This is a genomic window from Xanthobacter sp. BG11Y11_SDJG, assembly GCF_057364445.1.
The window spans coordinates 61,845-74,957 of the sequence record NZ_JBNFNU010000001.1 but is presented as its reverse complement, the minus strand read 5'-3'; the positions used below and the strand labels follow the sequence as shown (position 1 = coordinate 74,957).

13 protein-coding genes and 1 pseudogene are annotated in these 13,113 nt (G+C 63.8%); 11 read left to right on the top strand and 3 right to left on the bottom strand.

Translation table 11 applies throughout. From position 1 onward, the window contains the following. Positions 1-4 precede the first annotated feature (4 nt). Together AC2W7M_RS00395 and AC2W7M_RS00390 are read right to left on the bottom strand one after the other, a co-directional pair. On the bottom strand, positions 5-646 hold the full coding sequence (locus tag AC2W7M_RS00395; protein ID WP_183856777.1) for a hypothetical protein: 642 nt from the start codon (positions 644-646) through the stop codon (positions 5-7). Positions 647-978: 332 nt separating this feature from the next. Beyond that, positions 979-2,475 carry a multicopper oxidase family protein gene (locus AC2W7M_RS00390; protein ID WP_183856775.1) on the bottom strand — a complete coding sequence of 499 codons (1,497 nt, stop codon included), beginning with the start codon at positions 2,473-2,475 and terminating at the stop codon, positions 979-981. Between the two features lie 269 nt (positions 2,476-2,744). On the opposite strand from AC2W7M_RS00390, the gene AC2W7M_RS00385 reads away from it, so the two are divergent. Beyond that, entirely contained in the window at positions 2,745-2,963 is a 219-nt protein-coding gene (locus AC2W7M_RS00385) for a hypothetical protein (protein ID WP_486129316.1), read from the top strand. A 145-nt stretch (positions 2,964-3,108) separates the two neighbouring features. Here the strand turns inward: AC2W7M_RS00385 and AC2W7M_RS00380 are convergent. Then, positions 3,109-3,500, bottom strand: a pseudogene (locus tag AC2W7M_RS00380) (efflux RND transporter permease subunit); the annotation flags it as partial. A 962-nt stretch (positions 3,501-4,462) separates the two neighbouring features. On the opposite strand from AC2W7M_RS00380, the gene AC2W7M_RS00375 reads away from it, so the two are divergent. From AC2W7M_RS00375 to AC2W7M_RS00330, 10 genes are all read left to right on the top strand, one after another. After that, complete coding sequence (locus tag AC2W7M_RS00375; RefSeq protein ID WP_183856763.1) at positions 4,463-4,681, top strand: hypothetical protein; 219 nt, start codon at positions 4,463-4,465, stop codon at positions 4,679-4,681. Then, entirely contained in the window at positions 4,678-5,607 is a 930-nt protein-coding gene (locus tag AC2W7M_RS00370; protein WP_486129315.1) for a TolC family protein, read from the top strand. The genes AC2W7M_RS00375 and AC2W7M_RS00370 overlap by 4 nt, the downstream gene beginning before the upstream one ends. Then, positions 5,586-6,140 carry a TolC family protein gene (locus tag AC2W7M_RS00365; protein WP_486129314.1) on the top strand — a complete coding sequence of 185 codons (555 nt, stop codon included), beginning with the start codon at positions 5,586-5,588 and terminating at the stop codon, positions 6,138-6,140. The genes AC2W7M_RS00370 and AC2W7M_RS00365 overlap by 22 nt, the downstream gene beginning before the upstream one ends. A 19-nt stretch (positions 6,141-6,159) precedes the next feature. After that, the gene (locus AC2W7M_RS00360) at positions 6,160-7,557 is read left to right on the top strand and encodes a multicopper oxidase family protein (RefSeq protein ID WP_183856760.1); all 1,398 of its coding nucleotides are present in this window, start codon (positions 6,160-6,162) and stop codon (positions 7,555-7,557) included. Continuing rightward, entirely contained in the window at positions 7,544-8,041 is a 498-nt protein-coding gene (locus AC2W7M_RS00355; protein ID WP_210308508.1) for a cupredoxin domain-containing protein, read from the top strand. Before AC2W7M_RS00360 ends, AC2W7M_RS00355 begins: the two co-directional genes overlap by 14 nt. Positions 8,042-8,066: 25 nt before the next feature. Continuing rightward, positions 8,067-8,351, top strand: a complete 285-nt coding sequence (locus tag AC2W7M_RS00350; protein WP_183856758.1) for a copper-binding protein — start codon at positions 8,067-8,069, stop codon at positions 8,349-8,351. A gap of 56 nt (positions 8,352-8,407) precedes the next feature. Further along, entirely contained in the window at positions 8,408-8,881 is a 474-nt protein-coding gene (locus AC2W7M_RS00345; RefSeq protein ID WP_183856756.1) for a DUF411 domain-containing protein, read from the top strand. Between the two features lie 118 nt (positions 8,882-8,999). Next, complete coding sequence (locus tag AC2W7M_RS00340; protein WP_210308519.1) at positions 9,000-9,107, top strand: hypothetical protein; 108 nt, start codon at positions 9,000-9,002, stop codon at positions 9,105-9,107. A gap of 343 nt (positions 9,108-9,450) precedes the next feature. Continuing rightward, the gene (locus AC2W7M_RS00335; protein ID WP_238123034.1) at positions 9,451-11,553 is read left to right on the top strand and encodes a heavy metal translocating P-type ATPase; all 2,103 of its coding nucleotides are present in this window, start codon (positions 9,451-9,453) and stop codon (positions 11,551-11,553) included. A 278-nt stretch (positions 11,554-11,831) separates the two neighbouring features. Further along, positions 11,832-13,100, top strand: a complete 1,269-nt coding sequence (locus AC2W7M_RS00330; RefSeq protein WP_183856754.1) for an MgtC/SapB family protein — start codon at positions 11,832-11,834, stop codon at positions 13,098-13,100. Positions 13,101-13,113: the final 13 nt, after the last annotated feature.

Genomic DNA, 13,113 nt, shown 5'->3' with positions numbered 1-13,113 from the left:
TGGCCTAGCGACGCAGAACAGCAGGCTCGAACTCGATGCCATCCGGACGATCGCTATCAAGGATGGCATCCGCCGGCCATTCACCACCACCGAGGATGAAGATGCGCTCGATAAAGCCCTCGAAATTGCCGCCGGAAATACCTGAAGGCAGCGACAGCTCGGCGCGGACATCATCACCTTGAACCGACACGCAGAAGAACCATACGCCGGTCCGGAGTTCCGCCAGCCCCTGATCCCGCACCGCTGACATCTCTTCCTCGGGGAACAGCCCGGCCTGTCCCACCGCAATGATACGGTCGGCGCCGGAGCCTTTCCCGGAAACCGCTTGCGGCTTGTGCAACTTGTCGGCGGCAAGGTCGACACTTTGATAGACCACCTTGAGGGGGCTATCCGGATGCTTGACGGATTCGACGTTGTTCTCGCGATAATTGACCCAGCCGATTGCCCGGAAAAGTTGCCGCACATATCGGGTGCCGTAGATGTAGGCGAGCAGCCCCTCCGCAGAAGCGGGATCATCGGCGATCGCGTCGGCACGCGCAGCGACCACGCCGCGCACGACCTCAAGCAGCGCCTGGCGCGTGACACCGAACTCGGCGAGGCGAGCATCGACTTCAGGATGATCGGCAAGCACACGAACCGCAGCCATCGAATCACTCCCACGATAATTTTCATCGCCTCATTTGTGGAGGAAAAATTATCGCGCGCAACTGTCTTAGTTGGGTGGTTGGACCCGGGGGGATGGCCGAAAGAGGGAGGCCGTCGAGAATATCATAATACCAGGCAGTCCTGGCTACAGCCGACGCCGATGCACGCGTTGAGCTGGTCGTTCACGAAAGATAGCGGCTTCAGGTACCGGCCCTCGCTGCACCACCTCCCGATGGGGGTGCAGCGGAGCGCGTTCGATCGCGGAGATCATCCCCGCGAAGGAGAGGGCGGCTAATGATCGTGATGATCGCGCCGGTGAACGGCTTCCCGGTTTCAGCCGACGCCCTCATAAGCGACGAACGTCATCATGCCGGTCGCCATGTGGTACAGGTGGTGGCAGTGGAGTGGCCAGCGTCCGGGATTGTCCGCGTCGAAGGCAACGGTCACGCGAGCCATCGGCGGGAGGAGAATAGTGTCGCGCAGCGCACCGCCGAGCGTCTTGCCGTTAACGCCGACCACCTGGAATGCGTGGCCGTGCAGATGCATCGGGTGAGCCATCATCGACATGTTCGTCAATGCGAGCTCAACGCGCTCTCCCCGCTTGATCCGTAGCGCGTCGCCTCCTCCGATACCCCAGCTATAGTCCGCCATATTGCCGGTGAGGGTGAGCGCGAAGCGGCGGTCGGCGGGACGCTGCGCGAGCGGTTCTATGGCGCGCAGCCTCTGCTCGAGGCCGAGCCCGAGCACGGGTCCCTTGGCCTCTCCGAGCTCCGGAATCTTGCCGACGACCGCGCCGGCGGATGCCAGGATGATTCCCGCTCGTTCGGCGCCACCCTCCCGAAGGGCGAGGATCGGATGCGACCCGCCCGCCTTCGGCAGCGCCAACCGGATATCCAAGCGCTGGCCCATGGAAATCGGGAAGGACCGGCCGGCGACCGGCTGAACGGCTTGGCCGTCGACCGCGATGAGTTCACCATCCAGACTTCCGGTATTGATGGTGAAGGCGGTCGCCGTCGCGCCATTTATGATCCGCAGGCGCACCCGGCCGCCCTTGTCGACGGCGACGACCTCGGGGTCGTCCAGCGTGCGGTCATTGGCGAGGTAGGCATCATAGTCGATATCGTTGAGGTCCATCGCCATGCCCGGCATGCTTTGCATCTGGCCCATCGCGCCGGAGGCCATCATGCCCGCCATTCCCTTCATCGCGTCGCTTTGGCCCATCGCGCCGTGATCCATCGGCATGGCGCCGGCGGAGCTTGCCTTGAGCTTGGCGAGCAGCTCCTCCGCGGGCGTGAACGAGAAATCATGCAGCAGGATCACCACCTCCTGCTCGTCCCGCTGCCGGTCGGCGGCGGTCCGCACGATCAGCGGCGCCGCCAGCAGATTCTGCTCCTGCAGCGTATGAGCGTGCATCCAGTGGGTGCCTCCGGTGCCGACCGGGAAGGTGTAGCGGCGCGTTTCGGAGGGTCCCAGAAGCGCAGCGGGATTGTCCGGCACGCCGTCCATCGTCCAGGGCGGTGTCAGGCCATGCCAATGGATCAGGGTCGGCTCACCAATCCGGTTGGAGAGCGCGACGTCGAAGCTGCTCCCGGCATCCAGCGCCAGGCCCAATGTGCCGTCGGTCTGGGCAAGCCCGAACACGCGCGCTGCCTTGCCATTGACCTCGATGGTCCGACTGACCACGCCGAGCGGGCGCGGTATGGCGTTTGACGCGGGCGGAGTGGCGTCGGGTGCCGTCTGCGCCCAGGCGTTGATTGGATGAAAGGCAGCTGAGGTGCCGAATACGGCCGCTCCGGCCATCATCCGGTTGAGAAAATGACGACGATTCATGGTGTGGGTCCTTGTTCCCTTGCCGGTAGCAGGCCGGCTGACTGATCATGCGAATGCGCATTGAGCGACCTGATGCCCACGGAGCATCAGGTCAGGTCCGATCAGGCACGGGTTCGGGGAGGACCGAGGGTGGGTGGAAACGCCACGCCGGTGACGATCTCGTCACGCTGTGCGTAACGCGCAGTGAGCACGATGCGCTGCGGGACAGTCGCATCTGGCGCGGCAAGGGCCACAACACAGGATGCGCATACGCTGCTGCAACAGAGCGCATGGTCGACGGCGTGAAAATGACCTTGGAGACCATCGCCGCTGATGACGGCCCGAAGCTGCCCGCTTTCCACGACGGTTGTTTGCTCGTGGCGAACAAGGTCATGACACGGCATGGCCTGTGCGCTGGCGACAGGGGCAACGAGCAGCGCGATCGCGACCAGAAAGGCCAGCAACGCTCTCATCCATCCGATCGTCTGCAACCCGACGCTCATGCCTGACCCCTGCCTCCTCAAGAAGGCACCCTCCGCACAATTCCACCTTGATCCACATCAATGGCCTCTGTGAGGTGTTCTCGCGTCACGAGAACGTGTCCCTTCGCGAGGCCTTTGGGCTGGGGCCGCCGATTCTGTCCCGGCGCATGTCTCATTCGGCCGCGAGTTGGCCGGCAACAGACTCCGACCTCACCGCCGCAGCGTTCGACGCCAGCCCCCATCCCTTGACTAGGCCGTAGATCGCCGGAATGACGATCAGCGTCAGCAGGGTCGAGAAACCATGCCGCGGATCATCGGCACGGCGATCCGCTGCATGATCTCGGAGCCGGCTCCTGTGCTCCACAGGATCGGGATCAGGCCCGCCATGATGGCAACCACGGTCATCATCTTGGGCCGCACGCGCTCGACGGCGCCCTCCATGATGGCGTGATGGAGGTCGGCGCGCGTCAGGCTCCGGCCTGTTGCCGTGATCTTCGTGCCAACTTCGTTCCAAACGCGGTCGAGGTAGATCAGCATGACCCCGCTGGTTTCCGCCGTCATACCCCCGTTGTTATGTCGCTACCGGCAGGTGCGGCGACGGGGCGGCGATCGCCAGGATTGAGAGCAGTCGAAAAAGCCAAGACTGGATCGTCATATCCTAAATCTCACAATATCTTGATCGGTGGAAGAGCATCGCGTTCACGTTCTTGGCAGAGTCGGCAGCAATGACGGCCGTCGTCACGTCAAAGTCACGTGGAAAGTTGTTTCTTCATCCTGAGCCGTCTAACACGTCGTATTCACGGGCTGACGTTCCACAGCGGAAGCCTTGCGGGGAAATTGGTGCGACTGCCGAACACCAGCCTCGGGGTTTTTTCATATGAGGCCAAATTGGTCCTTGCCATTTCGCGGCGTCACCCGTAGTTTGCAATGCGATATGATGCCTTCGCTTCGCTCATTCGTGATTCTTTTGACCGTGCTCGCCTTTTCGGTGGCAAGCACGGGTTGGGGCATTGCGAGCGGCTTGATGGCGTCGAGCGGTGGGAAAGGGCACCACGCGCCGATCGAAGCCAGCCATTCTAGCGGATCGCATGAGCACGGCGACAGCGACTTGGCCCAGAATTCCGCTTGTCTGGAAGCGGACGGCCCAGCCTGCGCTGCTAAGCATCAACACAGCGACACATCGAGTTCCTGCTGCGCTATGGCCTGCCACACTGCAATTCCGGCTAGCGCATGCGCCATGGTCGTTATCGCCTTCGAGCGGACCATCGATCATCCGTCGCTTGAGGCGGGTGTAAAGGGATCGTCCGCGACGCGCCTTGAACGCCCGCCGAGATCCGCCGACGTCTGATCGTCGGCCGACTCCCTTCACGACCTCTGATCGCTGACGGACAAGATCCGTCTCCGTTTCTGTCTTCGGGTTTCTGCCGACGGCTTTTGCTGCTGCGTCTCCGCAGCCGCTGAAGATCGCTGTTCGATGCCGCGCGGCCATGCCGCTCGGGCCGACTGGGCCGATTCCGAGGATCTCCATGAAACCTGTCTTCCTGACGGCCTTCGCCGTCGTCCTGTCCGCATGTTCCGGACCACCTTTGATTGAGGTGGGTCCCAGCCCGTCCGACGCGAGTTCGAGCGTGAAGCCATTGCGCTACGCGCCCGTCACCGCGGGAACGGTCGACTACCGTCCGGTCGATCCGAAACCCTGGATTGAACGCAATGAGCGCGTCGCTCCCAAGACGGGGGGCGAATGATGGTGCTCACAATCGACAGCCAGGCGAAGCCTCTTCCTGCACCGCCTTGGAGGCGGCTCGTCGCGATCGGCGCCGTCGCCGCGACGCTGGGTGGCTGCGTAACATTCACGCCGGATGGTGGCATGAGCCCGGTGTCGGCGGAGGTCTCGGCCGCGATCGGCAAGGACACCGTGAAGATCGCATCATCGGCCGAGGCGTCAGCGGTCCAAAGCCGCGTCAATGCGCTCTTGACCAAACCCCTGACAGCGGACGGCGCCGTTCAGCTCGCGCTCATCAACAACCGGGGTCTTCAGGCCGAGTACAATGCGCTCGGCATTTCCGAGGCCGCCTTCGTCGAGGCCAGCCTGCCGCCCAATCCGGTCATCGGGGTCGAGCGACTCTCCACCGGCGGCTCGCTGGATATCGAACGTCGCGTGATCGCCAATATCCTGGCGCTCCTGACACTTCCGGCCCGCAGCGATATCGCCAGGACGCAGTTCGAAGCCGCTCGACAGAAGGCGATCGAGGCAACCTTCCGCACCGCCGCGGAGACACGCCGTGCCTACTACCGCGCCGTGGCTTCGCGGCAGACGGCGTCGTTCCTCGAACAGGCGCGGGTCTCGGCCGACGCAGCCGCCGACCTCACGCGCAAGCTCGGAGAGACCGGCGCCGCGAAGAAACTCGACCAGGCCCGAGCAAGTGCCTTCTACGCCGAGGTGTCCAACGAGCTTGCCCAGGCTCGATTGAGGGTCGGCACGGATCGCGAGGCGCTGACCCGCATGCTCGGCCTGTGGGGGCCCGACGTCGACTACAGATTGCCGGGGCAACTCCCGGGCATGCCCGCATCCAGACGGCACAACAGGTCGAAGTCGATGCCATTCGAAAGCGGGTCGATCTCATCGCGGCACGCCTCGAGCTCGACGCCATGGCCAAGACCCTTGGGCTGACCGAGGCGACGCGGTTCATCTCCATGCTCGATGGTGGCTGGCGCGGCAACTACGAGCGATCAACCGTGGACGGCGTGCGGGAGAGCTCGTCCCCGCGCGGCTTCGAACTTGAAATCCAGATCCCGATCTTCGACGGCGGCGAAGTCAATGTGCGCCGATCGCAGGAGACTTACATGCAGGCGGTCAACCGCCTGATGGAGAAAGCAGTGAACGTGCGCTCGGAAGCGCGCGCGGCCTATCTCACCTATCGCGGCAGCTACGACATTGCCCGCCAGTATCAGAACAGCATTCTGCCGCTGCGCCGGACGATCAACGAGCAGGCCCTGCTCGAATACAACGGCATGCTGATCGACGTCTTCGAGCTTCTGACGACGGCGCGGGAAAGCATCGCCACCAACGTCGCGGCAATCGCCGCCAAGCGCGACTTCTTCATCGCCACCGTGGACTTCGAGACCGCGATCATCGGCGGAGGCAGCTCAGCCGGTTCGGCCGAGGGCTCCGTCGTAACCGCGGCCGCCGAAGGCGGGAACTGACCGGAAAAGGGAGACCATCATGACGATCTCACGTCGAAATTTCCTCGGCGCCTCCGGTGGCATGGCGCTGATCAGCGCAAGCGCGGTCTCAGGCCGCGCCCAGGCGGCTGCGATCCCCGAAGCCGCAACCATGAAGGAATCGGTCATGCAGCCACCGCTCGTTCCGACGAGCGGGCCGGACTATCAGCCCGTCGTCACGCTCAACGGCTGGACCCTGCCGTGGCGCATGAACGGCGACTGGAAGGAATTCCATCTCGTCGCCGAGCCGGTGGTGCGCGAGTTCTCGCCCGGCATGGTCGGCCACCTGTGGGGCTATAACGGCCAGTCGCCAGGACCGACCATCGAGGCGGTCGAGGGCGACAAGGTCCGCATCTTCGTCACCAACAAGCTGCCGGAGCACACCACCATCCATTGGCACGGGCAGTTGCTGCCCTGCGGCATGGACGGGGTCGGCGGGCTGACCCAACCGCACATCAGGCCAGGCAAGACCTTCGTCTACGAATTCCAGCTCCAGAAGAGCGGCACGTTCATGTACCACCCCCATGCCGACGAGATGGTCCAGATGGCCATGGGCATGATGGGCTTCTTTGTGGTGCATCCGAAGGACCCCGCCTTCCGGCGCGTCGACCGCGACTTCGTGTTCCTGATGGCGGCCTACGACATCGATCCCGGCACCTATGTGCCGAAGGTCGCCGAGATGACCGACTTCAACATGTGGACCTGGAACAGCCGGGTTTTCCCCGGCATCGACCACATCGTCGCCGGCAAAGGTGAGAAAGTCCGCATCCGGTTCGGTAATCTCACCATGACGAACCACCCCATCCACATGCACGGCTACGACTTCAAGGTGTCGTGCACGGACGGCGGCTGGGTGCCGGAGGCGGCGGCCTGGCCGGAGGTCACCATCGATTGCGCCGTCGGACAGATGCGCGCTTTCGATTTCGTCGCCGACAAGCCCGGCGATTGGGCGATCCACTGCCACAAGTCGCACCACACCATGAACGCCATGGGTCACGACGTGCGCAACTTCATCGGCGTCGACAAGAAGGAGTTTGCCAAGAAGGTCCGCAAGCTGGTGCCGGACTACATGCCGATGGGCACCGCCGGCATGGCCGACATGGGCGAGATGGAAATGCCGCTGCCCGACAACACCCTGCCGATGATGACGGGCTTCGCCCAGTTCGGGGCGGTCGAGATGGGCGGCATGTTCTCGGTCGTCAAGGTGCGCGAGGGGCTCGCATCCGGCGACTACAAGGATCCGGGCTGGTTCAAGCACCCGGAAGGGACGGTCGCCTTCGAGTGGAAGGGCGAACCGAAAAAAGCCGAACGCAAGCCTCCCGCCGCGTTCGACAAGACGAAAACTGCCGAGTTCACCGTCGTGAAACCCGGCAAAAAATCCCCCCATGGCAATCATTGAGAAGGATTTCTACGTGCAACCACGATTCCTGATCGCCGCGCTTGCGGCCCTTACTCTGTCGACCGCAGCGCTGGCCGACGCTGGTCATTCCCACGGGGATGACCGGGCCTATGGCGAACCCGGAGATCCCAAGAAACCAGCACGCACCATCCAAATCACCATGCGCGAAGCGGACGGGAAGATGGTGTTCATCCCGAACAAGATCGACATCCGCAAGGGCGAGCAGGTCAAGTTCGCCATCCGCAACAATGGTGAGCTCGATCACGAGATCGTCGTCGGCACGCTCGACGAAAACCTCAAGCACATGGCCGAGATGATGAAGAACCCGGACATGGAGCATGACGATCCCAACGCCAAGCGCCTGGCCCCGAAGAAGACCGGCGACATCGTCTGGAAATTCACCAAGGCCGGGGAGTTCGACTTCTCCTGCCTCATCCCCGGTCATCGGGAAGCCGGGATGTCCGGCACCATCATCGTCAAGTAGTTGCACCGAACAAAGGAGCATAGACATGCGCAAACTGATGATAGCAGCAGCGATCTCCGCGTTCTCGACCGTCGCCTTGGCGCAAACCGCGCCGGTCGACGGGCAGATCACCAAGATCGACCAGGCCCAAGGCAAGGTCACGCTCAAGCATGGGCCGATCAAGAACCTCGACATGGACGGCATGACGATGGTGTTCGCCGTCGCCGACCCGGCCATGCTGAAAGCGGTCAAGGTGGGCGACAAGGTGAAGTTCGAGGCCGATCGGGTGAGCGGCCGACTGACGGTCACCAAGATCGACAAGTCGAAGTAACATCTCGTTGTCTCGGGGAGCGCCGCAGCGCTCCCCGTCCGCCGGAGGATTGCCCGATGAACATGGACCGCAGACGCATGCTCCTGCTCGCGGGCGCGACACTGTTCGCGCCGGCGGCTGCCAGGGCCGCTGGCCAACCTCTGGTCACGGTCTACAAGGACCCGTCCTGCAGCTGCTGCAGCGCTTGGGCCGACCACATCGCGAAGGCCGGCTTTCCCACGAAGATCGTCGAGGAGCCGAGGATCAACGCGATCAAAGTTCGCTTTGGGATTCCGTCGGCGCTCTGGTCCTGCCACACGGCCGAGGTCGAGAACTTCCTTCTCGAGGGCCACGTTCCGGCCGCGGCTTTGGCCCGGCTCTTGGCTGCCCGGCCGTCCGTGCGCGGAGTTGCTGTTGCCGGCATGCCGGTGGGATCACCCGGCATGGACGTCGCCGGAATGGAACCCGAGACCTACGACGTGATGGCTTTTGGTTCCGAACCGCCGAGCGTGTTCATGCGCTTCCGCGGCGCCAGCCCGATTCCAAGTTGAGCGCACAGCCATGGACGAACGATCGGAGAGCATTCGGAAGGCGCTGCCGATTAGTGGCATTGTCGCGATGTATGTGGACAGCACGGCCTTCGCCCCAATCCATTGAGTTCTCACATGGCTGCTGCTCGCCGTCACGGTCGTTCATGTGAGCGCTGCCCTCTGGCATCATTTCGTCCAGCGCGACGAGGTTCTTCGTCGAATGGTCGTCGGCATGAAAAGAACGTGACCAGACGAATTTGCCTAGCGCACGCATGGAAGCGTGGGGCGAACTCTCTGTCCGAGAGCCGGCTTGTCTTCCCGAAATCGCTGGCCGCACGAGCTTTCACGATTCGGCCCGGCAAGCCGTGCCTGCTCGGCCGTTGGTGCACGACGCCAAATTGAGCTTCATCCATGACCTCTTGGCCCATCGGCGAACTTAACCTCGATCAAAGACATGCCTTGAGCAACCGGCGACCAAACAGGCGCGGCATGAAAGTGCGCCCACGTTGGGGGTGCGCAGGCCGAACTTCATCGATTCCGTAAGCACCACAATCTCCCGAAGGCCGCAACAAACAGCAGGATTGCGTAGAATGACCTCCGACCGGCCACATGCCCACGATCACAACGGTCATGCCGATCATGCTGGCAGCCTGCGGCAGGATGATCGTCACACCGATCCCACGATCGTGGCGGCAGCCGGTTCCAGTCATTCCGAGCATGCCGGGCATGATCATGGCGCGATGGTCGCCGACTTTCGGCGCCGTTTCTGGGTCACGCTCGTTCTCACGCCTCCGGTCTTGCTTCTGTCGCCGATGATCCAGCATTGGTTTGGCATCGCCGAGAAAATGGCATTTCCGGGCGACAGCATCGTCCTATTCGCGCTCTCGACCATCGCCTACGTCTATGGCGGGTGGCCATTCCTCACCGGTTTCACGTCCGAGCTGCGCAAGGGGCAGCCCGGGATGATGACCCTGATCGCCCTGGCGATCTCGGCGGCCTACTTCTTCTCGGCCGCCACCACTTTCGGCTTTCCGGGAGAGCCGTTCTATTGGGAACTCGTGACCTTGGTCGCGATCATGCTTCTCGGCCACTGGGTCGAGATGCGCTCCGTGATGGGTGCCTCGCGGGCGCTCGAGGAACTGGTCCGGCTGCTGCCCGATAGCGCTACGAAGATCGGCGCCGACGGCTCGATGCAAGAGGTTCCCATCTTCGCATTGCAGCCGGGGGATCGGGTTCTCGTACGCCCGGGCGCCAAGGTGCCCGTGGACGGGAAGATCATTGAGGGGTCATCCGGCTTCAACGAGGCGATGTTGACCGGCGAATCCCGCCCGGTTTCCAAGACGGTCGGCGCCACCGCCATTGGCGGCGCGATCAACGGCGCCAATGCCGTGACCATCGAGGTGACCGCTACGGGCGACGCTACCTATCTCGCCCAAGTCATCGATCTCGTGAAGAAGGCGCAGGCGACGCGCTCCAGAACGCAGGACATCGCCAACCGCGCCGCCTCATGGCTCACCTATATCGCTCTCGCCGTCGGCTTCGGCACGCTCTTCGTCTGGTGGCTGGTTCTCGGAGAGTCGCTCGAGTTCGCGCTTGAGCGCATGGTGACGGTTATGGTGGTCGCGTGCCCACATGCGCTCGGGCTTGCCGTTCCGCTCGTCGTCGCCGTCAGCACCTCGCTCAGCGCTGGGAACGGACTTCTGATCCGTGACCGCGCGGCCTTCGAACGCGCGCGCAATCTGAACGCTGTGGTCTTCGACAAGACCGGCACGTTGACGGAAGGCCGGTTTGGCGTCAGCGACATCGTGCTGCTCGCCGGCGGTGACGAGAACGAGGAACTCGCCCTCGCCGCAGCGGCCGAGAGCCAGTCCGAGCATCCGATCGCCCACGGCATCGTAGCCGAGGCGAGAGTTCGCAACTTGACCATCCCGAAGGCCAGCGAGGTCAGCAACATCACCGGCGAGGGCATCGTCGCAAAGGTCGATGGCGCCGACATCCGTATCGTGAGCCCCGGCCATCTCGCAAGGCAGGGCAAGGCGATCGGCCGCGATCGGCTCGACCAACTGGAAGCTCAGGGCAAGACGGTGGTCATCCTCGTCCGCGATGGCGAGCCGCGCGCCCTGTTCGCGCTGGCCGACATCGTCCGGCCGGAATCGAAGGCGGCCATCGCCGAACTGAAGTCGCTCGGCATCGACTCCGTGATGCTCACCGGCGACGCCACGGGGGTCGCGCAAGCGGTGTCGGAGGAACTTGGCATAGCCGAGTATTTCGCCGAGGTGCTGCCGAATCAGAAATCCGAGAAGATCGTGGAGTTGCAGGCGCGCGGACTGCAGGTTGCCATGGTTGGCGACGGCGTGAATGACGCGCCAGCGCTGGTTGTGGCCGATCTCGGGATCGCCATTGGCGCCGGCACCGACGTCGCGGTGGAATCCGCCGATGTCGTCTTGGTCAGGAGCGACCCGCGCGATGTAGCCGCGATCCTCGGCCTGTCACGCGCTACCTATCGCAAGATGGTGCAGAACCTGATCTGGGCGACCGGCTACAATGCAATCGCCATCCCGATGGCGGCTGGCATCACCTTCGGAACGGGCTTCCTGATGACCCCGGCCGTCGCCGCTGTCTTCATGTCCGCCAGCACCGTTATCGTCGCCATCAACGCGCAGTTCCTGCGTTTCTACAGGCGGCACAAATGAGGATGCGGCGCGGGATGTTTCGCTCGCTGCGGCGTGTATCTCCAAGGTTCCTATCGCCTCTACGCAGTCATTGGCACCGCCGCGACCAAGCTGAAATTCAGCTTTGCTACGCTCCCTAGCGTGTTGAACGCAATGTGCAGGGCCACGGATTCTCACGTGGATCGCGGCAGCGCTTTGGCATTCATTCCATCGGTGCGACAAGCTACTGCTCCGGATGAACGGGCAGAAATCCTGATCAGCTATGCAGATCGGGTGACTTATCCATCATGGACCAAGCCATGGACGTCTTGATCTTGCAACTCGGCCTGTCGCTTGCCATCGGCTTGCTCGTCGGCCTGGAGCGTGGATGGCGTGAGCGCGACACACCGGAGGGCGGGCGCGCGGCGGGCATCCGGACATACGGCATTTCCGGACTGCTCGGCGGCGCGACGGCAGCTCTCGGCGTCCGCCTCGACGCCCCCTCCATCCTGATCGCCGGCTTCCTCGCCTTCACCGCGGTCTTCGCCTGGTACAAGGCGCGCGAATCCCTCCACGACGAGGATTACAGCGTGACCGGCACCATCGCCGCGCTGGGTGTGTTCGCCCTGGGTGCGCTTGCCGTCGTCGGGGATCAACGCGCCGCCGCCGCCGGCGGGGCCGCGCTCGCCGCCGTTCTCGCCAGTCGCGAGCTTCTGCACGGGCTTCTCAGGCGAATTTCCTGGATCGAGCTTCGTTCGGCTCTGGTGCTCGCGGTGATGACGGCGATCATCCTGCCGCTGCTGCCCGATCGAGCGGTCGATCCCTGGGGCGGCTTCAATCCCCGGCAGGTATGGTTCTTCACCGTGCTGACGGCGGCGATCTCCTTCCTCGGCTACATCGCGGTGCGGGTTCTCGGCACCACCCGGGGTGTTCTGGTCAGCGGTCTTGCCGGGGCCGTCATCTCGTCCACCGCGGTAACCCTGTCGCTGGCGCGGACCGCCAGGACGGGAGGGGATCCCTGGCCGTTGGCGGGTGCCGCGATCCTTGCGGCGGGCGTATCCGCGATCCGGGTTACCGCAATCGTCGCCATCATCGCGCCGGCGGTGCTGGGCGTCGCGGGTCTGGCCATCCTGGCCGCATTCGCCGGCTTTGCGGCCTGCGGCAGTCTCATCCTGCTGTCGCGCCACACCGTCTCGGGTGAAGATGCGCAATCGCCGCGCAACCCCTTCGAGGTGGGGCCGCTGATCCTGTTCGCGGTGCTCTTCGCAGTCGTCTCCACCGTGAGCGCCGCCCTTTCGGTCGGAAGCAGCGGCGGGATGGTGGCGACCTCTGCCATCTCGGGACTATTCGACGTCGACATCGCGGTGCTCAGCGCGCTGCGGTTGCTCGGGCAGTCGGCAACCGTTGAGGCGGTCGGACATGCCGTCCTTCTGGCGCTCGCCACGAATGCCATTGGCCGCCTGTCCATCGCTGCCGCCGCGGGACCGGTTCGTTTCTGGCTCCCGCTGGCGGGCGCCACGGTGGCGGCAATAGCGCTCGGCTATGCCGCCTTTGCGACGCTGCCGCATTTTGAGTGGCCGGTTCCGTGAGCCCAGGTCGAGT

Coding starts and splice junctions, on each gene's coding strand:
- AC2W7M_RS00395 (WP_183856777.1), bottom strand. CDS start 646: ATGGCTGCGGTTCGTGTGCTTGCCGATCATCCTGAAGTCGATGCTCGC.
- AC2W7M_RS00390 (WP_183856775.1), bottom strand. CDS start 2,475: ATGAATCGTCGTCATTTTCTCAACCGGATGATGGCCGGAGCGGCCGTA.
- AC2W7M_RS00385 (WP_486129316.1), top strand. CDS start 2,745: ATGGTCGACGGCGTGAAAATGACCTTGGAGACCATCGCCGCTGATGAC.
- AC2W7M_RS00375 (WP_183856763.1), top strand. CDS start 4,463: ATGAAACCTGTCTTCCTGACGGCCTTCGCCGTCGTCCTGTCCGCATGT.
- AC2W7M_RS00370 (WP_486129315.1), top strand. CDS start 4,678: ATGATGGTGCTCACAATCGACAGCCAGGCGAAGCCTCTTCCTGCACCG.
- AC2W7M_RS00365 (WP_486129314.1), top strand. CDS start 5,586: ATGGCCAAGACCCTTGGGCTGACCGAGGCGACGCGGTTCATCTCCATG.
- AC2W7M_RS00360 (WP_183856760.1), top strand. CDS start 6,160: ATGACGATCTCACGTCGAAATTTCCTCGGCGCCTCCGGTGGCATGGCG.
- AC2W7M_RS00355 (WP_210308508.1), top strand. CDS start 7,544: ATGGCAATCATTGAGAAGGATTTCTACGTGCAACCACGATTCCTGATC.
- AC2W7M_RS00350 (WP_183856758.1), top strand. CDS start 8,067: ATGCGCAAACTGATGATAGCAGCAGCGATCTCCGCGTTCTCGACCGTC.
- AC2W7M_RS00345 (WP_183856756.1), top strand. CDS start 8,408: ATGAACATGGACCGCAGACGCATGCTCCTGCTCGCGGGCGCGACACTG.
- AC2W7M_RS00335 (WP_238123034.1), top strand. CDS start 9,451: ATGACCTCCGACCGGCCACATGCCCACGATCACAACGGTCATGCCGAT.
- AC2W7M_RS00330 (WP_183856754.1), top strand. CDS start 11,832: ATGGACGTCTTGATCTTGCAACTCGGCCTGTCGCTTGCCATCGGCTTG.